General features: G+C 72.2%; 18 protein-coding genes. 11 read left to right on the top strand and 7 right to left on the bottom strand.

The genetic code is table 11. The features are described from left to right. Positions 1–9: 9 nt before the first annotated feature. The 3 genes from J4573_RS23190 to J4573_RS23200 form a co-directional block, all read right to left on the bottom strand. A complete protein-coding gene (locus tag J4573_RS23190; RefSeq protein ID WP_208257900.1) occupies positions 10–1,029 on the bottom strand; it encodes a COX15/CtaA family protein in 1,020 nt (339 codons plus the stop codon). Between the two features lie 57 nt (positions 1,030–1,086). Further along, positions 1,087–2,355: a PrsW family intramembrane metalloprotease gene (locus J4573_RS23195; RefSeq protein ID WP_208257901.1), complete on the bottom strand. Its 1,269-nt coding sequence runs from the start codon at positions 2,353–2,355 to the stop codon at positions 1,087–1,089. Between the two features lie 99 nt (positions 2,356–2,454). Continuing rightward, positions 2,455–3,432, bottom strand: coding sequence for a heme o synthase (locus J4573_RS23200; RefSeq protein ID WP_208257902.1), 978 nt, complete (start codon positions 3,430–3,432; stop codon positions 2,455–2,457). 662 nt (positions 3,433–4,094) lie between these two features. Here J4573_RS23200 and tkt point away from each other — a divergent pair. From tkt to pgl, 8 genes are all read left to right on the top strand, one after another. Beyond that, positions 4,095–6,146, top strand: a complete 2,052-nt coding sequence (tkt, locus tag J4573_RS23205; protein WP_243773487.1) for a transketolase — start codon at positions 4,095–4,097, stop codon at positions 6,144–6,146. Between the two features lie 35 nt (positions 6,147–6,181). Then, complete coding sequence (gene tal / locus J4573_RS23210; RefSeq protein ID WP_208257904.1) at positions 6,182–7,297, top strand: transaldolase; 1,116 nt, start codon at positions 6,182–6,184, stop codon at positions 7,295–7,297. After that, complete coding sequence (locus J4573_RS23215) at positions 7,294–8,958, top strand: phosphoglucose isomerase-related protein (protein WP_208257905.1); 1,665 nt, start codon at positions 7,294–7,296, stop codon at positions 8,956–8,958. The genes tal and J4573_RS23215 overlap by 4 nt, the downstream gene beginning before the upstream one ends. Positions 8,959–9,106: 148 nt before the next feature. Then, positions 9,107–10,810, top strand: a complete 1,704-nt coding sequence (locus J4573_RS23220) for a phosphoheptose isomerase (protein ID WP_208257906.1) — start codon at positions 9,107–9,109, stop codon at positions 10,808–10,810. A gap of 12 nt (positions 10,811–10,822) precedes the next feature. Further along, the gene (locus tag J4573_RS23225) at positions 10,823–12,454 is read left to right on the top strand and encodes a hypothetical protein (protein ID WP_208257907.1); all 1,632 of its coding nucleotides are present in this window, start codon (positions 10,823–10,825) and stop codon (positions 12,452–12,454) included. Between the two features lie 91 nt (positions 12,455–12,545). After that, entirely contained in the window at positions 12,546–14,075 is a 1,530-nt protein-coding gene (zwf, locus tag J4573_RS23230) for a glucose-6-phosphate dehydrogenase (protein ID WP_208257908.1), read from the top strand. A gap of 1 nt (position 14,076) precedes the next feature. Continuing rightward, positions 14,077–15,078 (top strand): glucose-6-phosphate dehydrogenase assembly protein OpcA, encoded by a 1,002-nt coding sequence (gene opcA / locus J4573_RS23235; protein WP_208257909.1) that lies wholly within the window; start codon positions 14,077–14,079, stop codon positions 15,076–15,078. Next, on the top strand, positions 15,075–15,857 hold the full coding sequence (gene pgl / locus J4573_RS23240) for a 6-phosphogluconolactonase (protein ID WP_208257910.1): 783 nt from the start codon (positions 15,075–15,077) through the stop codon (positions 15,855–15,857). The genes opcA and pgl overlap by 4 nt, the downstream gene beginning before the upstream one ends. Before the next feature lie 86 nt (positions 15,858–15,943). Here pgl and J4573_RS23245 read toward each other — a convergent pair whose 3' ends face one another. The 3 genes from J4573_RS23245 to J4573_RS23255 are packed head-to-tail and all read right to left on the bottom strand — an operon-like array spanning position 15,944 to position 18,406. Then, positions 15,944–16,522 carry a hypothetical protein gene (locus J4573_RS23245; protein ID WP_208257911.1) on the bottom strand — a complete coding sequence of 193 codons (579 nt, stop codon included), beginning with the start codon at positions 16,520–16,522 and terminating at the stop codon, positions 15,944–15,946. Positions 16,523–16,532: 10 nt separating this feature from the next. After that, positions 16,533–17,675: an alpha/beta hydrolase gene (locus tag J4573_RS23250; RefSeq protein ID WP_208257912.1), complete on the bottom strand. Its 1,143-nt coding sequence runs from the start codon at positions 17,673–17,675 to the stop codon at positions 16,533–16,535. Next, positions 17,675–18,406, bottom strand: a complete 732-nt coding sequence (locus tag J4573_RS23255) for a class F sortase (protein WP_208257913.1) — start codon at positions 18,404–18,406, stop codon at positions 17,675–17,677. The genes J4573_RS23250 and J4573_RS23255 overlap by 1 nt, the downstream gene beginning before the upstream one ends. Before the next feature lie 150 nt (positions 18,407–18,556). Here J4573_RS23255 and J4573_RS23260 point away from each other — a divergent pair, with 150 nt between their 5' ends. Both J4573_RS23260 and J4573_RS56170 read left to right on the top strand, forming a co-directional pair. Continuing rightward, positions 18,557–19,234: a response regulator transcription factor gene (locus J4573_RS23260; protein ID WP_208257914.1), complete on the top strand. Its 678-nt coding sequence runs from the start codon at positions 18,557–18,559 to the stop codon at positions 19,232–19,234. 34 nt (positions 19,235–19,268) lie between these two features. After that, positions 19,269–20,723, top strand: coding sequence for a sensor histidine kinase (locus J4573_RS56170; protein WP_208257915.1), 1,455 nt, complete (start codon positions 19,269–19,271; stop codon positions 20,721–20,723). 884 nt (positions 20,724–21,607) lie between these two features. Here the strand turns inward: J4573_RS56170 and J4573_RS23270 are convergent. Next, a complete protein-coding gene (locus J4573_RS23270; RefSeq protein ID WP_208257916.1) occupies positions 21,608–22,282 on the bottom strand; it encodes a response regulator transcription factor in 675 nt (224 codons plus the stop codon). 204 nt (positions 22,283–22,486) lie between these two features. Between J4573_RS23270 and J4573_RS23275 the strand changes: the two genes are divergently transcribed. Further along, entirely contained in the window at positions 22,487–23,692 is a 1,206-nt protein-coding gene (locus J4573_RS23275) for a L,D-transpeptidase (protein WP_307796805.1), read from the top strand. The last annotated feature ends 10 nt before the right edge of the window (positions 23,693–23,702 follow it).

The raw sequence follows: 23,702 nt of genomic DNA on the forward strand, positions 1-23,702 counted from the left end.
AGCCCGAGGTCAGGCGGGCTGCGGCGCCTCGCGGACGACGGTGACCGGCTCGGCCGCCGGGACCTGGCCGCGGTCACGGGTGGCGAACACCACCCGCAGCGCGGCGATCCACATCAGGGCCGCACCGAGCATGTGCATCACGACCAGCGTGGCGGGCACGCCGGTGAAGTACTGGATGTAACCGATCATGCCCTGGGCCAGCTCCAGCACGAACAGCTCCAGCACGCGCCGCCGCAGCGCCGCCGGTGCCCCGGAGCGGTGCGCCATGATCAGCAGGGTCACGGTGAGCGCCACGGTGATCCAGGCGAGCCCGGCGTGCACCTTGGCCACGTCCTCGATCACGAAGCCCCAGCGGTGGGCCTTGTCGTCCCCGGCGTGCGGGCCGGTGCCGGTGACGACCGTCCCGGCGATGAGCACGATCCCGGCGGCCCCGCACAGGGCGAACGCCATCCGCCGAAGCCCCGGCCCGACCAGGGGGCGCGGCGCCTCGTCGCCCTCCCCGGCGCGGACCCACAGCGCCACACAGAAGATCAGCAGCGCGGGCGAGATCAGGAAGTGCAGGCCGACCGCGGCCGGGTGCAGGTCGGTGAGGACCACGATGCCGCCGACGACGGCCTGGGCGACCACGCTCATCGGCTGGGCCAGGGCGAGCAGCACCAGGTCCTTGCGGCGCGGCCGGAGCCGCAGCGCGGCCACGAAGACCAGCACGCCGATGGCCAGGACGAGGAAGGTCAGCATGCGGTTGCCGAACTCGATCGCCATGTTGACCGCGTGGTGGTCGGGGTTGGAGGTCGGGACGAGGCTGGTGCCCGTGCACTTGGGCCAGTCGGGGCAGCCGAGGCCGGACTTGGTGACCCGGACCGCTCCCCCGGTGCCGATGATGCCCGCGTTCCCGATCACCCCGAGCAGGGCCAGCAGCCGCATCGAGCCGGGCGTGGGATGCCAGACGGCGCCCCAGGCTCGGGTCAGCGGGTTACCCCACGAGGAACGGGAGGAGACAGCATCGGATCGCTCAGCCACGGAATTCATCGTATGGCCGCCCGTCCGCGACCTTGACCCGACCCCGGGTCACGTGTCTCACAAGGCTCAGACCCGGTACGGCGGCCCCGGCGGCGGGCCCAGGGGCGGACCGAGCGGCGGCCCGGGCGGGCCGGGCTGGGCGGGCGGCGGCATGAAGCCCGAGGGGCCCTGCGGGGCCCAGGGCGGCCCCGCGGCGGGCGCCATCCGGGGCGGGGTGCGCAGGAACGCCTGCCGTGCCATGCCCATGAGCGACAGCAGCGAGTCGCGCCGGGCCACGAACCACCGCTGATCGGCGTTCCCGCGTTCGGCCCGCTTGTGCAGCAGCGTCAGCTCCGTGGCGGCCAGCTGGTAGTCCAACATCGCCTTGCCCGCGGTGGGCCCGCCGACCGACTTGGCCCAGCGGCGGGCCGCCCGTCTGGAGTGCAGGCTGCGCAGCATCTGGATGTCCTGCGGCGTCACCAGGCCCGTGCTCTCGTACTGCGGAAGGTAGGCCTCGATGCGTTTGACCGTCTGGCGACGCTCCAGGACCACGATGGTGATCAGGACGATCAGCACGCAGAAGTCCAGCGCGTAGACGATCAGCAGGCCGCCCATGCCGAACGTGGTGGCGCCGTTCCAGAGCCCGTGCAGGAGCATGGCGCCCAGCAGGCCGAGCAGCGGCGCGATGACCTGCTTGCCGCGGTGGGTGGCCGCGTAGGCGACGCCGAGGCCCGTCATGGAGGTGAAGAGCGGGTGGCTGAGCGGGGCGATCACCCCGCGCAGGATGAAGACGGCCTGGAGCTGCTGCGCGCCGCCGTCCTCGAAGGCCCGCATGTAGTAGGTGATGTTCTCCATCATCGCGAAGCCGAGTCCGACCATGCTCGCGTAGATGATGCCGTCGGCGAAGCCGTCGATCTCGTTGCGGCGCTTCCACAGCAGCACGAACAGGACCGAGCCCTTGAGCGACTCCTCGATCAGCGGCGCCCCGAAGGTGGCGCTGACGAAGTGGCCCTCGGTCTCGCCGAAGATCGGCACGGTCACGTACAGCAGGCCGAGCGTGTTCAGCACCAGCGCGCCGAGGACCGCCACCCCGGCGCCCCACATGAAGGAGAAGATCAGCGCGCGCGGCGGCTCGGGCTCCAGCCGGTCCAGCGTCAGCACGAGCGCGACCAGCAGCGGGATGGGCAGGATGGCCAGGATCAGGCCGACCCAGAACCCGGCGCCGCCGAAGACGGCGTCCACGCCGAGCGCCAGCAGGGCGCACAGCGAGCAGACGATCAAGCCGAAGATCAGGCCGATCGCCGGGCGCCCGGGCATACGCCCCTCGAGCACCGCTTTCGGATCAACGCGTGCCATGCCGTGAGCGTAACCGGACCGTCAGAGGCTCGTTAAGGCGGGAGCCGCCCAGGCGGGCAACCAGATCCGGACAAACTCGAAGGGATCAGGGCGAAAGAATCAGAAGATCATCGGGTCGATCGCGACCGCGGTGAACAGCAACGCCAGATACACGTTCGAGAGGTGGAAGAAGCGCATCGGGCGCAGGTGCACCCCGGTGACCCCGGCGCGCACCGCCCGCAGCAGCCTGTGCCCCTCGAGCAGGAACACCGCGCCGAGCACGACCGCGACCGCGCCGTACACCGGCCCCATCCCGGCCACCGGCCACAGGACCAGCGAGCAGGCGACGGTGGCCCAGGTGTAGATCAGGCTCTCCACGACCACGCGCTTCTCGGTCGCGACCACCGGCAGCATCGGCACGTTGGCGACCGCGTAGTCCTCGCGGTAGCGCATGGCCAGCGTCCAGGTGTGGGGCGGCGTCCAGAGGAACACCACGCCGAACATCACGAACGGGGTCACCGACAGGCTGTGGGTGATCGCGGCCCAGCCGATCAGCACCGGCATGCAGCCCGCGATGCCGCCCCAGACGACGTTCTGCGAGGTCCGCCGCTTCAGCAGCAGCGAGTAGACGAAGATGTAGAACAGGATCGCGAAGGCCGACAGGGCCGCCGCGAAGGCGTTCACCGCGAGGGCGAAGCCCACCGTGGACGCGACCGCGAGCGTGATGCCGAACACCAGCGCCTCGGCCGGCGAGACCTGCGCGCGGGCCAGCGGGCGGCGGCGGGTGCGGCGCATCTTGGCGTCGATGTCGCGGTCGATGTAGCAGTTGATCGCGTTGGCGGCGCCCGCCGACATCGTGCCGAAGGCCAGCGTCCACAGCGCGGTGCCGAGCGGCGGTGCGCCCCCCGCGGCCAGGAACATCGCCGGCAGCGTCGTGATCAGGAGCAGCTCGATGACGCGCGGCTTGGTCAGCGCGACGTACGCGCGCACCAGCGCGGTCAGCGGGCGGCGTCCGGCCGCCTGCTCCGGCTGCGCCGGGAGGGCGGCCGGAATCTCATCGGCGAGATCGACGCCGGGCTTGTTACTGAGCACCGTCACAATCGGGTCCACGTCCAACTAGGCATGAGAAGATCACGCACGCGACCGCGCACGGACCGGGCGGTGCCCCCCGGCATCGGAACAGCGCCCCGATCAGGACCGCACCTTCGGCTTGTCAACCGCGCAATCACTGTAGTCCGCCCCCTCCCAGGGTCGAGCACCGGGGCACCGGACGCGCCGTATCTCCTTGTGAACGGGCCGGGACCGGCGTGCCGCGACGCGCCTCCGGGTGGCCTTCCGCTCCCCCGCGAGTTCACTCCGCCGGGGGGTTAGCCAGAGAAACGATCGGGCAAGGGTCGTTTTGGGTGGCATAGGGCGCACACGCCCGCCGTTCACCCTGACGTCAATAGGTGCGGCCCGCCGGTTCGATAGGCTCGAAGGGCAAGGCGTGATCTCCATCGGGGCGCCGCGAGTGCCCGCTCCGTGGTGAAGATCGCCGGGGCGGCCGCGCGTGCCGTCCGGGGGGGAAGATCCACGGGGGTGATCTTGTTCCTACGGAAACAGGCGGCCGCGCCGTTGCGTACTGACATTGCGATTGAGCTGTGGCCCTTTGCCGGCACAGCGTTTCGAAGGGAGCCGGGCGTTCCGTGAGTGGGGACAACAGCACGTTTGAGTGGACCGACCTGGACAAGAAGAGCGTGGACGTGGTCCGCGCCCTGGCCATGGACGCGGTGGAGGAGTGCGGCTCGGGGCACCCGGGCACGGCGATGAGCCTCGCGCCCGCGGCGTTCCTGCTGTTCCAGCGGTTCCTGCGCCACGACCCGACGGACCCGAACTGGGCCGGCCGGGACCGGTTCGTGCTCTCCTGCGGGCACTCGAGCCTGACCCTCTACATCCAGCTCTACCTGTCGGGATACCCGCTGGCGCTGGACGACCTGAAGAAGCTGCGCAAGTGGGGCAGCCTCACCCCGGGCCACCCCGAGCACGGGCACACCGCGGGCGTCGAGACGACCACCGGGCCGCTCGGCCAGGGCATCGCCAACGCCGTCGGCATGGCGATGGCGGCGCGCCGCGAGCGGGGCCTGTACGACCCGGACGCCGCGCCCGGCCAGTCCCCCTTCGACCACACCGTCTGGGCGTTCTGCTCCGACGGCGACATCGAGGAGGGCATCAGCCACGAGGCCAGCTCCCTGGCCGCCCACCAGCGCCTGGGCAACCTCATCCTGATGTACGACGACAACCACATCTCGATCGAGGACGACACCGCGATCGCGCTGTCGGAGGACGTGCGGGCCCGCTACGAGGCCTACGGCTGGGACGTCCACCACGTCGACTGGACCGTGAACGGCGACTACGAGGAGAACGTCGGCAGGCTCGCCGAGGCGTTCGCCGCCGCCAAGGCCGAGACCGCGCGGCCCTCGTTCATCGCGCTGCGCACCATCATCGGCTGGCCCGCGCCCAACAAGAAGAACACCGGCAAGATCCACGGCTCCGCGATGGGGGCCGAGGAGATCGCCGCCACCAAGCGCATCATGGGCCAGAACCCCGAGAAGTCCTTCAACGTTCCTGACGAAGTGCTCGCGCACGCCCGCGAGGTCTCCGACCGCGGCCGCGCCCTGCACGCCGAGTGGAACACCGGCTACGAGGCCTGGCGTTCGGCCAACCCCGACCGCGCCGCCGAGTTCGACCGGATCTCCAAGCGAGAGCTGCCCGCGGGCTGGACCGACAAGCTGCCCGTCTTCGAGGCGGGCAAGGACCTGGCGACCCGCGCGGCCTCCGGTGAGGTCCTCACCGCGCTGGCCCCGGTGCTGCCGGAGCTGTGGGGCGGCTCGGCCGACCTGGCCGAGAGCAACAACACCACGATGAAGGGCGAGCCGTCCTTCATCCCCGAGGAGTTCCAGACCAAGGAGTTCCCGGGCCACCGCTACGGCCGCACGCTGCACTTCGGCGTCCGCGAGCACGCGATGGGCGCGATCATGAACGGCATCGCCCTGCACGGCGGCACCCGCCCCTACGGCGGCACGTTCCTGATCTTCAGCGACTACATGCGCCCGGCGGTCCGCCTGGCCGCGCTGATGAAGCTGCCGGTCACCTACGTCTGGACGCACGACTCGATCGGCCTGGGCGAGGACGGCCCGACCCACCAGCCGGTCGAGCACCTGTGGGCGCTGCGCGCGATCCCGGGCCTGGACGTGGTCCGGCCCGCCGACGCCAACGAGACCGCGGTCGCCTGGCGGACCGTGCTGGAGCACACCGACCGCCCGGCGGGCCTGGCCCTCACCCGGCAGAAGCTGCCGACCTACGAGCGCGGCTCGGACTTCGCCTCGGCCGAGGGCGTCACCAAGGGCGGCTACGTCCTCGTGGACGCCTCCGGCGGGCAGCCGAAGGTCATCCTGATCGCGACCGGCAGCGAGGTGCAGCTCGCGGTGCAGGCGCGCGAGACGCTCGAGGCCGAGGGCACCCCGACCCGTGTGGTGTCGATGCCGTGCGTCGAGTGGTTCGACGCGCAGGACGAGGCCTACAAGCAGGAGGTCCTGCCGCACGCGGTCCGCGCGCGGGTCTCGGTCGAGGCGGGCGTCGCGCTCGGCTGGCGCACCTACGTCGGCGAGGCCGGCGAGTCGATCAGCCTCGAGCACTTCGGCGCCTCCGCCGACTACAAGACGCTCTTCGAGCAGTTCGGCATCACCGCGGAGCGGGTCGTCGCCGCCGCCAAGTCGAGCCTGATCAAGGCCGGACCGAACGACGAGGGCCGCGGCTCCACCACCGGCAACTGACGACGAGCCCGCGAAGAGGCCAGAGGAGAAAAACGATGAGTGACAACCTGAAGAGGCTCTCCGACGAGGGCGTGTCGATCTGGCTCGACGACATCAGCCGCGAGCGGCTGCGGACCGGCAACCTGGAGCAGCTGGTCAAGGACAAGAACGTGGTGGGCGTGACGTCCAACCCCACGATCTTCGCCAAGGCGCTCAGCAAGGGCGACGCCTACGACGACCAGGTCCGCGACCTGGCGCTGCGCGGCGTGACGGTGGAGGAGGCCTCCCGGGCCATCACCACCTACGACATCCGCTGGGGCTGCGACGTGCTGCGGCCGGTGTTCGACCGCACCGACGGCCTGGACGGCAAGGTGTCGATCGAGGTGGACCCGCGGCTGGCCCGCGACGAGGGCAAGACCGTCGCCGAGGCCAAGGCGCTGTGGTGGATGGTGGACCGGCCCAACCTGTTCATCAAGATCCCGGCGACCGAGCAGGGCATCCCGGCGATCGCCTCGACGCTGGCCGAGGGCATCAGCGTGAACGTGACGCTGATCTTTTCGCTGGAGCGCTACGGCAAGGTCATCGACGCGTTCTTCGAGGGCCTGGAGCGGGCCCGCCAGAACGGCCACGACGTGTCCAAGATCGCGTCGGTGGCGTCGTTCTTCGTCAGCCGGGTCGACACCGAGATCGACAAGCGGCTCGACAAGATCGGCTCGGACGAGGCCAAGGCGCTGCGGTCCAAGGCCGGCGTCGCCAACGCCCGGCTCGCGTACGCGCTGTACGAGGAGAAGTTCGGCACCGACCGCTGGAAGGCGCTCAAGGACGCCGGGGCCCGTCCCCAGCGCCCGCTGTGGGCCTCCACCGGCGTCAAGGACCCGAACCTGCCGCCGACCCTGTACGTCGACGAGCTGATCGCGCCCGGAACGGTCAACACCATGCCGGAGGGGACGCTGGACGCCGAGGCGGAGAAGGGCGACCCGCAGGGCGACGCGGTCACCCCGAACTACGGCGACGCGCGCGCCCACATGGAGGCCCTCAAGAACGTCGGCGTCGACTACGACGACGTCGTGAAGGTCCTCGAGGACGAGGGCGTGGACAAGTTCGAGGTCTCCTGGAACGAGATGCTCGGCACCATCCAGCGCGAGCTCGAGGCCAAGGGGGCCAACGCGTGACATCGGTGGTGACCGCAGGCGGAGTGTCGGTCACCATCCGGGGTGTGGTCGTCGATGAGAGCGAGACGGTCCTGGACCGTCTCGCCTCCGACGGCGTACCGGGCTCCCTGATGGCCAAGAACGCCAATCTGTGGGGCCCGGACGCCTCGTCCGAGGCGCGCCGGCGCCTGGGCTGGCTCGACCTGCCCGAGGCCTCGCGCCCGCTGCTCGGCCGGCTGGCCGAGCTCGCGGGCGAGGCGCGGGGCGCCGGCCTTGACCATGTCGTGCTCGCGGGCATGGGCGGCTCGTCGCTGGCCGCCGAGGTCATCGCCCGTACGGCGGGCGCCGAGCTGACCGTTCTGGACACCACCGACCCGCACCAGGTCGCGGCCGCCGTGGCCGACCGGCTGGAGCGCACGGTCGTCGTGGTGTCCAGCAAGAGCGGCGGCACCGCCGAGACCGACGCGGTCCGGCGGATCTACGAGAGCGCGTTCCGCGAGGCGGGCATCGGGGACGAGGAGCTGAAGCGCCGCTTCGTCGTCGTCACCGACCCCGGCTCGCCGCTGGCGGCCCTGGCGGAGGAGGCCGGCTACCGGCTGGTCCTCGCCGACCCCGACCTCGGCGGCCGGTTCAGCGCCCTCGGCGCCTTCGGCCTGGTGCCGGCCGCGCTGGCGGGCGTGGACGTGGCGCAGCTGCTGGACGACGCCGCCCGGCTCGTTCCGGTGCTCCGCCAGCCCTACGACAACCCGGGCCTGGCGCTCGGGGCCGTCCTCGGCGGTTCGGCGATCAGCGGGCGCGACAAGCTGGTGATCGCCGACCACGGCTCGGGGCTGGTGGGCTTCGGCGCGTGGGCCGAGCACCTGGTCGCCGAGTCGACGGGCAAGGACGGCAAGGGCCTGCTGCCGGTCGTGGTCGACTCGGTGGACGACCCGGGCTTCACGCTCACCGACGACGTCCGGCGGGTCGTCCTCGGCGCACGGCCGGACCAGCCCGGACCGGCGCGCGAGGCGGGCCTGACCGTGACCGGGCCGCTCGGCGCGCAGTTCCTGCTCTGGGAGTACGCCGTCGCCGTGGCGGGCCGGGTGCTGGGGGTCAACCCGTTCGACCAGCCGAACGTGCAGGAGTCCAAGGACAACACCGCGGCCCTGCTGCGTGTGGAGGAGGGCGGCGCTCCGACGGTCATCCACACCGCTCCGGTGATGGTGTCGGGGGTCGTCGAGGTGCACGGGCCCGACAGCCTGCTGAAGGACGCCAAGGACCTGCGGGGCGCCCTGGAGGCGATTCTGGAGGCCGCCCCCGAGCGCGGTTACCTGGCGGTCATGGCCTACCTGGACCGTGCCGGGGACGCCGATCTCGCTGAGGTGCGGCCCCTGCTGGCCAGGCTGGGCGGCAAGGTGCGCAAGAACCCGGTCGCGGTCACCTTCGGCTGGGGCCCGAGGTTCCTGCACTCGACCGGCCAGTACCACAAGGGCGGGCCGGAGAAGGGCGCGTTCGTCCAGGTCACCGGGGTGGTGGACAAGGACGTCCCGGTTCCGGGCAGGCCCTACACGCTCGGCCAGCTCGAGCTCGCCCAGGCCTTCGGTGACCTGCGGGTGCTGCGTTCGCGCGGCCGCCCGGTCATCCGGCTCCACTTGCGGGACCGGGCCGAGGGCGTCGCCCAGTTGCGCGCCGCCCTCACCTGACCGGCGCTCGGCGCGGGTGTGAACCCGAGCCGAACGTTTCAGTCGGAAGCGCCCCGAAACGTCCGCTCTAGCGTCCGGATTTCCCAAAGATCGATGAGTTGGTCGCGAACGCCCGTTCTCTCCTGAAACGATGGTGCCGGGAGGAACGGTGTCCGGATTCGACGTACTGACCCGCGGTGACGCCCTCGAGGCCGCGCTGCAGGCTCGCGACTACCTCGTGAGCTGCGGTGTGCCCGGCGCGCTCGCCGCCAAGGACCCGCGGCTGTGGGGGCGGCGCACGGTGGACCACAGCCGGCTGGGCTGGCTGGACCTGCCGTTCGCCTCCCACGGCCTGCTGAGCCAGATCGACGGCCTGGTCGCCGAGGCGCGCTACAGCGGCCTCGACCACATCGTGCTGATCGGCATAGGCGCGGAGAGCCTCGCCGCGCAGGCGATCGTCGAGGCCTACTCCCCCGCGATGGCCGGTCAGGCCGTGCCCGGCGCCCTCGGCGGCGCGGCAGGCACCGGCGGCGCGGGCGAGCGGACCGGCGAGCTCACGGTGCTGGACGGCGCCGACGCGGCGGCCCTGGACTTCGCCCTCGAACGCCTCGACCGGACGCTCGTCGTGCTGTCCAGCAAGGTCGGCGTGTCCCTGGAGGGCGACGCCTACCGGCGGATCTTCTCCGCCGCGTTCCGCGAGCGCGGGCTGTCCGAGCGGGAGATCGCCGCGCGGTTCCTGGTCATCACCGACCACGGCAGCCCGCTGCACGACTTCGCCCGCCAGTGCGGCTACCGGGTCGGCCTCACCGACCCCTACCTGCCCGGCCACTTCGGCGCGCTGTCGGCCTACGGCCTCGTGCCCGCCGTGCTGGCGGGCGCCGACGTCAACCGGATCCTGGACGAGGCCGCCTCCCTGTACCCCTCGCTGGCCAAGGAGGACGAGAACCCGGGCCTGCTGCTCGGCGCCGTCCTCGGCGGCTGCGCCCAGCAGGGCCCCGACGGCCGGGCCCGCGACAAGGTCGTGCTGCGCGAGCCGGGCGGCCCCGGCGCGCTGAGCGCCTGGATCTCCCAGCTACTGGCCGTCGGCACCGGCAAGCACGGCCGCGGCGTGCTGGCGTTCGAGCCGCCCGGCAGCCCCGGTGAGATGCCCGACGTGCACGGCGTGGCGATCAACCCACGCGCCTCCTCGGCAGGCGACGCCGACACCGCGCTGTGGGCGCCGCTCGGCGCCCAGTTCCTGCTCTGGGAGTACGCGACGGCGGTGGCGGGCTGGCTGCTCGGCATCAACCCGTTCGAGCCCGGCGGCCCGGTCGTCCAGGACGCCGAGGACGAGGCGGCGACGATGCTCCGGGCGGCGGGCACGGGCCCGCTGCTGAGCGGGGAGCCCGCGTTCGTCGACGGCGACATCGAGATCCACGCCGACCTGTCGCACGCCCGGGGCGGCCTCGACGGCGTGCTGGACAGCCTGCTGGCCCACGTTCCGCCCACCGGCTACCTGTCGATCGTGACGTACCTGTCGGGGGACTTCTCCGGCCGTTACCTCGCCCCGGCCCTGGCACGCCGTACGGGACGGCCCGTGACGTACGGGCCCGGCCCCGGCTACCTGCACGCGACCGGTCCGCTCCACAAGGAAGGGCCGGGCAACGGCGCGTTCCTCATCGTCACCGGTGACCCCGCGGCCGACCACCAGGTGCCCGGCCGCCCGTACACGCTGGGCAAGCTCCAGCTGGCACGGGCGCTGGCCGAGGTGCGGGCGCTGCGCAACCGCGGGCTGCCCGTCGTACGGCTCCACCTGCGCGACCCGATCTCGGGCGCCGGCCGGCTCACCGAGGCGGCCCGTTCGGCACCGGGTGCGGCCGCGGGCGCGCAGTAGGCGGACCCGACCGTGACCAGCTTCACCGCGGTCGTGGCAGGGGACACGACCATCACCGCCCGGGGCGCGGTCCGGGAGTCGGCTGAACGCGTCCTCGGCCGCCTGTGGATCGACGAGGTCCCGGTGCGGCTGGCCTCTGAGGACCCGGCGCTTTTCCCGTCCGCCACCGCTGCCGACCAGGAGGGCCGCACGCTGTGCTGGCCGGGCCAGCCCGGCCCGGCGCGTTCGGTGCTGCCCCGGCTGGCCCGGCTGCGCGGCCAGGCCCGTTCCGCAGGGCTGCGCGAGGTGGCGCTGCTCGGCAGGGGCGCACCGGCCCGCGCGGCGGCGCTCATCGCCCGCGACGCCATGGCAGGGCCGGTGACCGTGCTGGACAGCGCCGAGCCGGGCCCGCTGGTACGGCTCGGTGCCGACCGCGAACGGCTGCGCCGCACGATCGTCGTGGTCACCGGCGACGACGCGGGCACCGAGACGCTCCGGCGCGTCTTCGTCCGGATGTTCCAGGACCTGGACCTGTCGCCGGGCGAGGTCGCCGCCCGGTTCGTCACCGTTTCCGACCCCGGCTCGATGCCCGCCCGGCGGGCCGCCGAGGAGGGCCGTCCCGTCGTCGAGGCGCCCGCCCGCACGGTGTTCGGGGCGCTGTCGCCCTACTCGCTGGTGCCCGCCGCCATGGCCGGAGTGGACGTGGGCAAGCTGCTGGACAAGGCCGCCGCCGCGCTCCCCTCGCTCACCCGGCCCGAGAACAACCCGGGCCTGGTGCTCGGCGCGATCCTCGGCGGGGCCGTCCGCAGCGGCCGCGGCACGGTCGTGCTGGGCGCCTATCCGGCGGCGGTGCCGGGCCTGGCCGACTGGATCTCCACCCTGCTCGTTCAGGCCTCGGGCGGCCGCCTGCTGCCGCTCGTCCAGCACGGCGGGCTCCCCGTCCAGCCCGCCGACGACGTCTTCCTGGTCACCCTGGACGGCAGGCCGCAGCAGGACGACGCCACCGTCAGCGCGCCGCTGCCCGCCCAGCTGGTCGTCTGGGAGTACGCCGCCGCCGTCGCGGCCCACCTGCTGGGCGCCGATCCGCTGCGCCCCGACCCGTTCCACCTCGGCCCACCGCGGATCGGGGCCGCGAGCCCCGATCTCACCGGTGCCGAGGACGCCTCCGGCCCCGCCGTGCTGACCGAGGGCGAGCCCGGACGGGCCGTCGAGGTCCACACCGGCGACCCCGACCTCGCCCGCGCCACCGACCTGCCGGGAGTCCTGGCCGCAGTTGCCGAAGCCGCGGCCGACGACGGCCACCTGGCGATCGTCGCCCACCTGGACCCCGACCGCACCCGCGGCCAGGGCACCCAGGTCGGGCGGCTGGCCGCGCTGCTGGCGGCCCGCTGTGCCCGCCCCGTGACGATCAACTGGGGTTGCCGTTACCCGGCGATCGGGAATGATCGTCGGGAGAGGGGCGTATATCTGATGCTGACCGGGAACGTCGTCCACGACGTGCCGGTTCCCGACCGGCACTACCGGCTCAGCCGGCTCCAGATCGCGCAGGCCCTCGGTGAGGCGCGCGCGGCCCGGACCGGTGGCCGCCCGGTGGTCCGGTTGCATCTGCAAAATCGCCGGGCGGGGCTCGCCCGGCTGCTCGAATCCGCGCGAGGAGAGGCATGAGGTCGCCGCGAACACCGGCACGACGAGATAATCGGACCAGGCGCGGGGTAGGCATGCCCGTTGTCATGTTGCGAGAAGAGGGGGCCGCCACGTGAGTGTTGCAACCAATCCACTCCGGGATCCGCGGGACAAGCGGCTGCCCCGGGTCGCAGGGCCGTGCGTCCTGGTGTTGTTCGGCGTGACGGGGGACCTGTCGCGTAAGAAGCTGCTGCCCGCCATTTACGACCTGGCCAACCGGGGCCTGCTGCCGCCCGGCTTCTCCCTGGTGGGCTTCGCCCGCCGCGACTGGGAGAACGAGGACTTCCGGCAGATCGCCTACGAGTCGGTCAAGGCGCACGCGCGCACGCCGTTCCGCGAGGACGTCTGGCAGCACCTGTCGGAGGGCATGCACTTCGTCCCCGGCGAGTTCAGCGACCCCGGCGCGTTCGACGCGCTGGCGATGGCCGTCAAGGAGCTGGACGCCACCCGCGGCACCGGCGGCAACTACGCGTTCTACCTTTCGGTACCGCCCAAGTTCTTCCCCCAGGTCGTCGAGCAGTTGCAGCGCAGCGGCCTCGCCGACCAGTCGGACGAGGCCTGGCGCCGGGTCGTCATCGAGAAGCCGTTCGGGCACGACCTGAAGAGCGCGCTGGAGCTGAACGACACGGTGCACCGCGTCTTCCCCGAGGAGTCGATCTTCCGGATCGACCACTACCTCGGCAAGGAGACCGTGCAGAACATCCTGGCGCTGCGGTTCGCCAACACGATGTTCGAGCCGATCTGGAACCGCTCCTACGTCGACCACGTGCAGATCACGATGGCCGAGGACATCGGCATCGGCGGCCGCGCCGGCTACTACGACGGCATAGGCGCGGCCCGCGACGTCATCCAGAACCACCTGCTCCAGTTGCTCGCGCTCACCGCGATGGAGGAGCCGGTCTCCTTCGGCGCCGAGTCGGTCCGGGCCGAGAAGGCCAAGATCCTCTCGTCCGTGCGGTCGCCCGGCGAGGACCTGTCGCTGTCCACCGCGCGCGGGCAGTACGCCGCCGGCTGGCAGGGCGGGGTCAGCGTCCAGGGATACCTGGCCGAGGACGGGATCCCGAAGGACTCCCAGACCGAGACCTACGCCGCCATCAAGCTGGAGATCGACAACCGGCGCTGGGCCGGTGTCCCGTTCTACCTGCGCACCGGCAAGCGGCTGAGCCGCCGGGTGACCGAGGTGGCGCTGGTGTTCGACCGCGCGCCGCACCTGCCGTTCTCGCACACCGACACCGAGGAGCTCGGGCAGAACGCCCTGGTCATGCGGGTGCAGCCGGACGAGGGCATCACGGTGCGGTTCGGCTCCAAGGTGCCCGGCACCTCGATGGAGATCCGCGACGTCAACATGGACTTCGCCTACGGCGAGTCGTTCACCGAGTCCTCGCCCGAGGCCTACGAGCGGCTGCTGCTGGACGTGCTGATCGGCGATCCCCCGCTGTTCCCGCGGCAGGAGGAGGTCGAGCTCTCCTGGAAGATCCTCGACCCGATCACCGAGTACTGGGCCACCCAGAAGGGTCTCGACCAGTACAAGTCCGGCGGCTACGGGCCGAACAGCGCCGACGAGCTCATGGCTCGGGACGGCCGCGCATGGAGGCGACTCTGAGATGAACATCGATCTCACCGACACCACGACCCGCCGGATCCAGGACGCGCTGACCCAGGCCCGGCACCTCATGGGCGGCCCCGCCGTCGGCATGGTGCTGACCCTGATCATCGTGACCGACGAGTCGGCGCAGTACGACGCGGTCCGGGCCGCCACCGAGGCGTCCCGCGAGCACCCCTGCCGGGTGCTGACCGTGATCTCGCGCGACGCCCGGGGCAGCTCGTCCCGGCTGGACGCCGAGATCCGGATGGGCGAGACCGGCCCGGGCGAGACCGTGCTGCTGCGCATGTACGGGCCGCTCGCCGAGCACGCCGACTCGGTCGTCGTGCCGCTGCTCATGCCCGACACCCCGGTCGTCACCTGGTGGCCGGGCGGCAAGGTGCCCAAGGTGCCGAACGAGGACCCGCTCGGCGCGCTCGCGCAGCGCCGGGTGACCGACGCCTACGCCGCCCGCGACCGGCTCGGCACGCTGTCCAAGCTGGCCGAGGCCTACCGGCCGGGCGACACCGACTTCACCTGGACCCGCCTCACCTCGTGGCGGTCGCTGCTGGCGGCGGCGCTCGACCAGGACCACGACGAGATCATGCGCGGCGAGGTCTCGGCCGAGCCCGACAGCCCGAGCGCCGAGCTGCTGGCCGCCTGGCTGGAGACGCGGCTGGGCGTTCCGGTGCAGCGGGCCGTCTCCGACGGTCCGGGCATCACCGGGGTCACGCTGACCACCAAGGAGGGCGACCTGGTCGTGTCGCGTCCCGACGGCCGGGTGGCGACGCTGTCGCGTCCGGGCCAGCCGGACCGGCAGGTGGCGCTGCTGCGCCGCCCGATGCCCGAGCTGCTGGCCGAGGAACTGCGCCGCCTGGATCCCGACGAGATCTACCAGGAGGCGGCCCAGCGGTTCGCCAAGAGCCTGGCGGGCGAGGACGTTCCGCTGAAGCCGGCCCCGGCCCCCAAGAAGCAGCCCGCGCCCCGCAAGAAGACCCCGTCCAAGCAAACGGACAAGAAGTGACCGGGACACCGACCGTCGTCATCCACCGCGACCAGGAGGTGCTGGCCAAGGCCGTCGCCGCCCGGCTGGTGACGCGGATCGTGGACGTGCAGTCGGCCCGCGGCTCGGCGTCGATCGTGCTGACCGGCGGCGGCGTGGGCACGGCGGTGCTCTCCGAGCTGGCGGCCAACCGCGCGCACGACGCGATCGACTGGCGCAGGCTGGACATCTGGTGGGGCGACGAACGGTTCCTGGAGACCGGCGACCCCGAGCGCAACGAGACCGGGGCCCGCAAGGCGCTGCTCGACCACGTGGACGTGGACCCGGCACGGGTCCACCCCATGGGCGCCATCGACGGCCCCGACGGTGACGACCCGGAGGCGGCGGCAGAGCGCTACACCGCCGCGCTCCGGGCCGCCGCGCGGCCCGAGGACCACGCGCCGGTCCCCTCGTTCGACATCCTCATGCTGGGCGTCGGCCCCGACGCGCACGTGGCGTCGCTGTTCCCGGAGATGCCGGCGCTGTACGACGAGCGCCCGGCCGTGGCGGTGCGGGGCGCTCCGAAGCCGCCGCCGACCCGGATCTCGCTGACGTTCCCGTCCATCCGGGCGGCCCGTGAGGTCTGGATCCTGGCGGCGGGCGACTCCAAGGCCAGGGCGTGCCGCCTGGGTCTTGAGGGCGCCGGTCCCGTCCAGGTCCCGGTCGCCGCCGCCCGCGGCAGGCAGCGCACGCTCTTCCTGCTGGACCGGGCCGCCGCGTCCCAGCTCCCGCACGGCATCGAGCGCATCGCCTCCCCGTAGGCCTGCATGGACGCGGTGCGGGCGACCCTGAGTCGCCCGCACCGCGTCCGGGCCGTTCAGTCCCGTTCAGTCCCGTTCAGTCCCGTTCAGGCGCTGCGGCGGATGCGGCCCTTACGTCCGTTGGACTTCTGCGCGCGGCGGCGCGGCTCGTAGGTCGGGAGCTCCCAGGTCAGGGCCATGCCCTCCCCGATCGGCGTCTCGGCCCAGCGGTCGGCGGCGGCACTCAGAGAGCTGATCGCCTCCGCCAGGTCGGCGGCGCCGACCGCCAGCGGCTCGGCACTGACGACGCCGTGCATCCGGCGCAGGTGCTCCAGGGCGATCTCGGCGCTCTGCCCCTTCTCCACCGCCTCGTGCACGGCTCCGGCGACGCCCTCGCACTGGCCGAGGCCCTCGCCGTTCGCCTTGATGATCAGCCTGGAGCGTTCGTCCGCGTGCGGGCGGCGCCGGCCCTCGACGACGGTCATGTTGGTGAACATGGCGCCCGCGGCCACCGAGCCCCAGAAGCCGCGGCCGATCCCGAGCTCGCGTTCGGCGATGAAGTGGGCGAGGTCGTGCGGCACCGGACTGGTCCGGTCGTAGCCGGGGACCCGTACGGTCACGCCGTCGTCGCGCGCCGCCGTGCTGAAGTAGGAGCGCTCGGACACCTTGTGGAAGATGACCTTCATCCAGCCAGGTTCACCGGCGGGCGGCGGGTGGGGCAACCGATTTTCCGGTGAGCAGGGTGGCGGCCCACTTCATGTACCCGGCGAAGCCCGCGCGCCAGACGTCGTAGTTGTGGCGTCCGCCGCCGACGACCATCAGCGGCGGATGCGGCTGGTAGGGGGCCAGGGCCTTGATGAACGCGTTCGCCTGGGTCGTGTCCTCGCGGTCGGCCCCGCCGACCGCGAGCCAGAACGGCGGCGGGCTTGCCGTGGGCGTGTGACCCTGCAACTCGGCGAGCGGGGTGTTCGCCGCGCGCAGCTGCCCGTTGCCGTGGAACGGGTCGTACTGGCCTGCACCGTTCCGATTCGGGTCGGGCTCGAAGTAGCCGCTCATGATGCCGACCGCGCCGTACGCGGTGGGGGTGCGCAGCGGCAGGTTGGCCGCGCAGTAGCCGCCCTCGGAGAAGCCCAGCAGGCCCCAGCGGCGGCCCGGCGGCTCGACGCGCAGCCGCGAGGCCACGAAGCGGGGGACGTCGTCGACCAGGTAGGTCTCGTCCTGCGGGCCGCCCGGCTCGTTCAGGCACTGCAGGGAGTTGGTCCTGCCGCCGTTGGTGTCGGGGATGACCAGCACGGCGGGCGCGGCCTGGCGGCGGGTCAGCAGGGCGCGGAAGATCGTGGGCGCGTGCAGGTTGCTCACCCAGTTGGCCGGGGTGCCGGGATCGCCGTGCAGAAGCTCCACGACGGGCAGGCGTTGTCGTCCGTGCCCGGGCTTGAAGTACTGGGGAGGCAGGTAGACCAACCCGTTGCGGGTGATGCCGCTCTCGACGCCCGCGAACGGCATGGTGAGCAGCATCCCGTTCTTGCGCACCTCACGGCTCACCCCCGCGCGGCGGAGCAGCGTGTCGAGCTGGCCCCGGGACTCCTCCCCCACCGAGGCGACGCTCCGCACGTTCGCGGGCCCGCCGCCGGTGACGTCGTCCCACATGGCGCCCCAGCTGTTGTAGTAGCTGTAGTAGTCGTTGACCAGGAGGACGCCCAGGACCATCGCCATGGTGAGCGACACCAGGCCCGCCGCGATCCGCAACGCCAGATATCGGGTTCTGACCAGTGCGACCAGGAGACCGGCGGCCACGATCAGGAGCAGGACGATGGTCGCTTTGCTCTCTGGTCCGAACATCAACGCTCCGTTCCGCTCGAGGGGGGACGACCCCCCACGCCCCCCGAAAACCGCCCTTTGCTCACCCAGCGCAGGCCTGGGCGCGCCAGATACCAGAAGTCGCGCAGCGACCTGGTCGTGGCGATCAGGTCGGGCCTGCGCACCAGGTGCCCGAAGGCGATCACGTTGTCGGTGTAGTGGCCGGTGGCCCGGTCGAAGGTGCCTCCGCAGGTGATCAGCCGCAGACCCGGATAGTTCAGCTGCCCGTAGACGCGCTGGGTGGGGAAGGAGTCCTTGTTGAAGCGCTCCACCGAGTCGATGTCGAACTCCGCCGTCGAGCCGTCCCGGCGCCGGACCTCGACCAGTGCCCCGGGGCGCAGGTCGCCCAGGCGGTAGAACACCGCCGCGCCGGAGGCCGCCGAGTCGACGTGGCCGAGGATCACCGCGGGGCCGCGCTGGCCCGGGCTCGGGCCGCGGTCGTACCAGCCGGCGGTCCCGGCGTGGTCCAGCGGCGGCACGTCCACCGTGCCGTCGGCCGCCATCCCGACGTTCATGATCGGGGCGCGCACCCCGATGGCCGAGATCGCGATCGTCGTCGGCTGCGAGCCCGCCATGCCGGACGCCGGGACCGGATGGTCCTCGGCGGCGGCCGACGCGGGCGGCTGCGGCGGCCCGCCCGGGCCGTTCAGCCCGGAGATCAGCAGCAGGCCGCCGGTGACGACCAGGGCTCCCGCCAAGAACCGCGCACGCATGGGATCCCTCCCCCGAATGATCGCCGACAGGAAAAGAGTGGGACAGACCGCCTGAACCGGAGCTGAAGGACCTGAACGGGCTTTCAGGAAACGTTCAGGCACGGGTTGACCAGGGGCGCTACGCCCGATTTGGCGATGTAAAGTCGGTCCGTGCGCCTCCTGATAGTCGAAGACGAACGCCGGCTCGCCGACTCCCTCAAACGGCGCATGTCGGCGGAGGGTTACTGGGCCGACGTCGCCTACGACGGGGGCTCCGGCCTGGAACGGGCGCTGGCCGACTCCTACGACGCGATCATCCTGGACGTGATGCTGCCGGTCCTCAGCGGCTACGCGGTCTGCTCCCGGCTGCGCGAGGCCGGGGTCACCACGCCGATCCTGATGCTGACGGCCAAGAGCGGCGAGTACGACGAGGCGGAGGCGCTGGACATCGGCGCCGACGACTACGTGACCAAGCCGTTCTCCTCGGTGGTCCTGCTCGCCCGGCTGCGGGCGCTGCTGCGCCGGGACGGCCGGGACGGCCCCAAGACCCTGCAGGCGGGCGATCTGACGCTGGAGCCGCGGTCCCTGCAGTGCCGGCGCGGCGACACCCGGATCGAGCTCACCGCCCGCGAGTTCGCCGTCCTGTCCTACCTGGTCGAACGGGCCGGGCAGGTGGTGTCCAAGCGGGAGATGCTCGACGAGGTGTGGGACTGGGCCGACGAGCTCGACCCGAACATCGTCGAGGTCTACGTGAGCGCGCTCCGCCGCAAGATCGACACCCCGTTCGGCCGGCGGACCATCCAGACCGTGCGCGGCGCCGGCTACCGGCTGGTCCCCGACGGTGACTAGGGCCGCCGGTACCGGTCCCCTGCACCCTGCGGCGGTGCGGTCCCGTTCCGTGCGACCCCGGTCGGTGCGGCCCCGTTCGGTACGGGCGCGGACGACGCTGGCGGCCACGCTCGTGGTGACGCTGGCGTTCGCCGCCGCCGGGGCCCTGCTGTATGTGTTGCTGCACTCGGAGCTGACCAGCGAGGTCGGCGACCGGACCGAGCTGACCGCCCGGCGGGTCGCCGACAGCGAGTCGGCGGGCAGCCTGAAGGGCCCGCTGCCGCGGGCGGGCGAGGGCGTCGACCTGATCCAGGTGGTCAGCGAGGCGGGCGGCATCCTGAAGTCCAACGGCCTGATCAGCGAGGGGCAGCCGCTCATCCGGATCCGGCCCCGCCCCGGGCAGGACAGCGTCTCGACGGTCGTGAAGGTGCCCGAGCTGGCGCGCGGCCATCCCGTGCAGGTCGTCGTGGTCCGCACCCAGAGCCAGGACGGGCCGGTCTACGTGTACGCGGCCACGGCGCTGACCGACACCGACAAGGCGACCCGCGCGATCCTCATCGCGCTGCTCATCGCGGCGCCGGTCTTCATCACGATGGTGGCGGTCCTCACCTGGTGGACGACGGGACGCGCGCTGCGCCCGGTCGAGTCCATCCGCGCCGAGCTGGCCGCGATCACCGCGCGGGCGCTCGGCCGCCGCGTGCCCGAGCCGCGCACCGGCGACGAGGTCGCCGCGCTCGCCGCGACCGTCAACCAGACGCTGGACCGGCTCGACCGGGCCGGGGAGCGGCAGCGCCAGTTCGTCTCCGACGCCTCGCACGAGCTGCGCAACCCGATCGCCACGGTCCGGCTCCAGCTGGAGACGATGCTCGCCGAGGACGGCGACGCCGAGTCGCTGCGGGCGGCGATCCGCGAGGCGCTGACCGACACCGAACGGCTCCAGGCCATCGCCGCCGACCTGCTGCTGCTCGCCCAGGCCGACTCGGAGATCCGGTCGGAGTCCGGGGGCGCCGCCAGGGAGTCCTCGGGCGTCCGGCGCAGGCGCGAGACGCTCGACCTGGGCCTGTTGGCCGCCGAGGAGGTCGCGCGGCGCCAGGGCAACCGGGTGCCGATCCGGCTGGACGTCGCCGACGGCGTGCTCACGCGCGGCGACGAACGGCAGCTGTCACGGGTCCTGGAGAACCTCATCGCCAACGCGCAGCGCTACGCGACCGCACGCGTGACCGTGCGCGTCGCGGCCGACGCCGGAGCCGGCGAGGCCGTCGTCGAGGTGGTCGACGACGGCCCCGGCATCCCGCCCGAAGACCGGGAGCGCGTCTTCGAGCGGTTCACCCGGCTGGACGCCGCCAGGGGCCGTCAGACCGGCGGCGCCGGCCTCGGCCTGGCGATCGCACGCGAGGTGGCGATCGCCCACGGCGGGACGCTCAGGGTCGGCGAGAGCGCGGCCGGCGCCCGGCTCGTGCTCCGCGTTCCCTTGCCGGCTCCCGCGCCGCCGGACGGGCGATCGCCCTGACCCCCGACCGGTGGCAGTCCTGGCAGAGCACCTCGGTCCACGGCGACATGAGCTGAACGCCGTTCCTCCAGTAGGTGACGCAGGCCCCGCCGTGGCCGTCGTCGGCGGTCCGCACCACGAACTCCTCGTCCCAGGCGAACGAGCAGTTCGTGCAGACGAACCGCCAACGCTCGTCCGCCAACATGATCTCGCGCACGGCGCACACCCCTCTCGCGCGGGCGGGCGGGTCCATCCGGTCCGCCCGTTTCAATGTGCTCGGGCCCAGGTGAGAGAAGGGTGAGACCTGAAGCGGCCTTCAGGCGGCTCAGCTTGCCTTCAGGCGGCGCGCTGCACGATCGCCGGTATGCGTTTCGTGATGGGTTTCCGGGACCGCGCTCTCCCCGGCGCGGCGACGGTGCTGCTCGCGGGCGCGTTCATGGGGGGCCTGTCCGCGGCGGCCGCCGCCCCGGCCGCCGCGGACCCGCTGCCCGGCCCGGACACGCTGGCGCGCGCGGTGACCGTACGGCCCGAACGGGCCCAGCCCGGCGACCGGGTGCTGGTCGTGGTGCACAACTGCGGTCACGGGGCCTCCGCGCGGTCCACGGCGTTCGCCGCCTCGATCACGCTGGCCTCGCAGACCGCCGACGACCCGCCGTCCGGCTGGGCCGTGATCGGCGCGAACGCCACGGCGGGCCGCTACCCCGTCTACGTGGACTGCACGGGTGAGGGGCTGGCCCAGGGCGCCGTCGAGGTGGCGGGGGCCGTCCAGGACCGGTATGCCCCGACGAGTCCCGTTCCGAGGGGCGGGGCGGCCACCGGAGACGGCTCGTCGGCGGGAGGGAACTATCGCCTCGAGGTCTATGCCGGTCTGGCGCTGGCGGCGGCAGGCGCCGCTGTCCTGGCGGTCAGGCGTCCGGGTCCAGCAGGTAACCGACTCCCCGGACGGTCCGGATCGTCTCCCGGCCGAACGGGCGGTCCACCTTGTCCCGCAGATAGCGGACGTAGACGTCGACCACGTTGGAGCCGCCGCGATAGGCGAAGTCCCACACGTGATCTATGAGGTAGGTGCGCGACAGCACCCCGCCGGGCCGCTTCATCAGCTCCCGTAGCAGAGCGAACTCCCGCGGTGACAGAACGATGTCGGAGGCACCTCTGCTGGCCGAGTGCGTCACCGGGTTGAGCGTGAGATCCGCCACCTGCAGCACCACGGGCCGGGCGATCGCCTCGCGGCGCGTGATGGCGCGGAGCCGGGCGAACAGCTCAGCGAAGACGAACGGCGCCGTCAGGCAGTCGTCGGCGCCCGAGTCCAGGCCCGCGACGCGGGCCGTCACGTCCCCCTCGGGGGTGATCAGCAGAACCGGCGCCCAGCGGTGCTCGGCCCGCATGGTGCGACAGACCTGCAGGCCGCCCGGGTCGGGAAGCCCGCTCGCCAGCACCACGGCGTCATAGTCGTGCTCGCGCACGCACCAGAGCGCGTCCTCGGCCGATCCGGCCAGGTCTACCGCGTACCCCTCGCGCGCGAGCTCCCGGATCAGCCGTGCCGCCGTTCCGGGGTCGTTCTCAGCGATCAGCGTTCGCACGGCCACCCCCTTCCACTGTCATGCCGGTGACCCCCCACTCCCCCCGAGCCGGAGGCCACCGGCACGGCATTGATCGTGGAACAATCCGGCTGAAGCCGACCTGAAGTACCTGAAGCGGCGTTCAGGAAGCGATCTGCGCATACTCTGGCAACGCAAGGTCTGCCGAGGCGGGGGGAACCCCTTGTCGGACGATGTGGAGGACGTGTGCTCAAGGGTCGGGCCGGAACGGCCGGTATCGCGGTGATCTGCGCGGTGGCGATGGCCGCCGCGGGATGTTCGTCCGGCAAGGACGACGGTGGCACGTCGGGCGGGAACGGCAAGGGCGCGGCGGGTGCCGCGGGCACCCTGGCGATCGCCCCGGCCACCGGGACCAAGAACGTCTCCCCCGACCAGCCGATCACCGTGAAGGCCGACAAGGGCAAGGTCTCGACCGTCTCGGTCACTTACGGTAAGGGCAAGAAGGCGGACGGCAAGCTCGCCGCCGATGGCAAGTCCTGGCAGACGACCTGGCCGCTCACCCCGTCCACGACGTACACCGTCACCGCCCAGGGCACGGGTGAGGACGACAAGCCGATCTCCTCCACCGCGACGTTCACCACGCTCAAGCCGACCAAGAAACTCGAGAGCGGCATGTCACCGCTGGAGGGCGAGACGGTCGGCGTCGGCATGCCGGTGCAGCTGCTGCTCACCCAGGCGGTCTCCACCAAGGAGGGCAGGCAGGCCGTCGAGAAGTCGCTCGACATCAGCATGTCCAAGCCGGTCGAGGGCGCCTGGTACTGGATCAGCGACAAGGAGGTCGACTTCCGGCCTCGCGACTACTGGCCGAGCGGCAGCAAGGTCAAGGTCGTCGCGCACCTGGCCGGCGTCAAGGCCGGCAACGGGATGTGGGGCATGAAGGACCGGGAGCTGAACTTCAGCGTCGGCGAACGCCACATCACCAAGGTCAACTCCAACTCGCACGAGGCGACCGTCACCAGCGGCGGCAAGACCGTGCGCACGATGCCGGTCAGCCTGGGCAAGCCCGGCGACGACAGCTACTCCGGCATCATGATCGCGCAGGAGAAGGCCGCGCACATCATCATGGACTCGGCGACCACCGGCGATCCGGGCGCCTACCGGATCCCGACCGACTGGAACGTCCGGATGACCTACAGCGGCACGTTCGTGCACGCGGCGCCGTGGTCGACCGGCGCGCAGGGCAACTCCAACGTCAGCCATGGCTGCGTGAACGCCTCGCCGTCGGACGCCAAGTGGTTCTACAACTTCACCAACCGCGGCGACATCATCGAGGTGACCGGGACCTCCCGCAAGCTCCAGTTCGGCAACGGGCCGACGCCCTGGGCCAAGTCGTGGGACGCGTGGCTGAAGGGCAGCGCGCTGGGCGCCCCGGTCACCGGCAAGCAGCTCTGATCTACTGCCT

The organism is Actinomadura barringtoniae, assembly GCF_017573505.1.
Classification (GTDB): domain Bacteria; phylum Actinomycetota; class Actinomycetes; order Streptosporangiales; family Streptosporangiaceae; genus Spirillospora; species Spirillospora barringtoniae.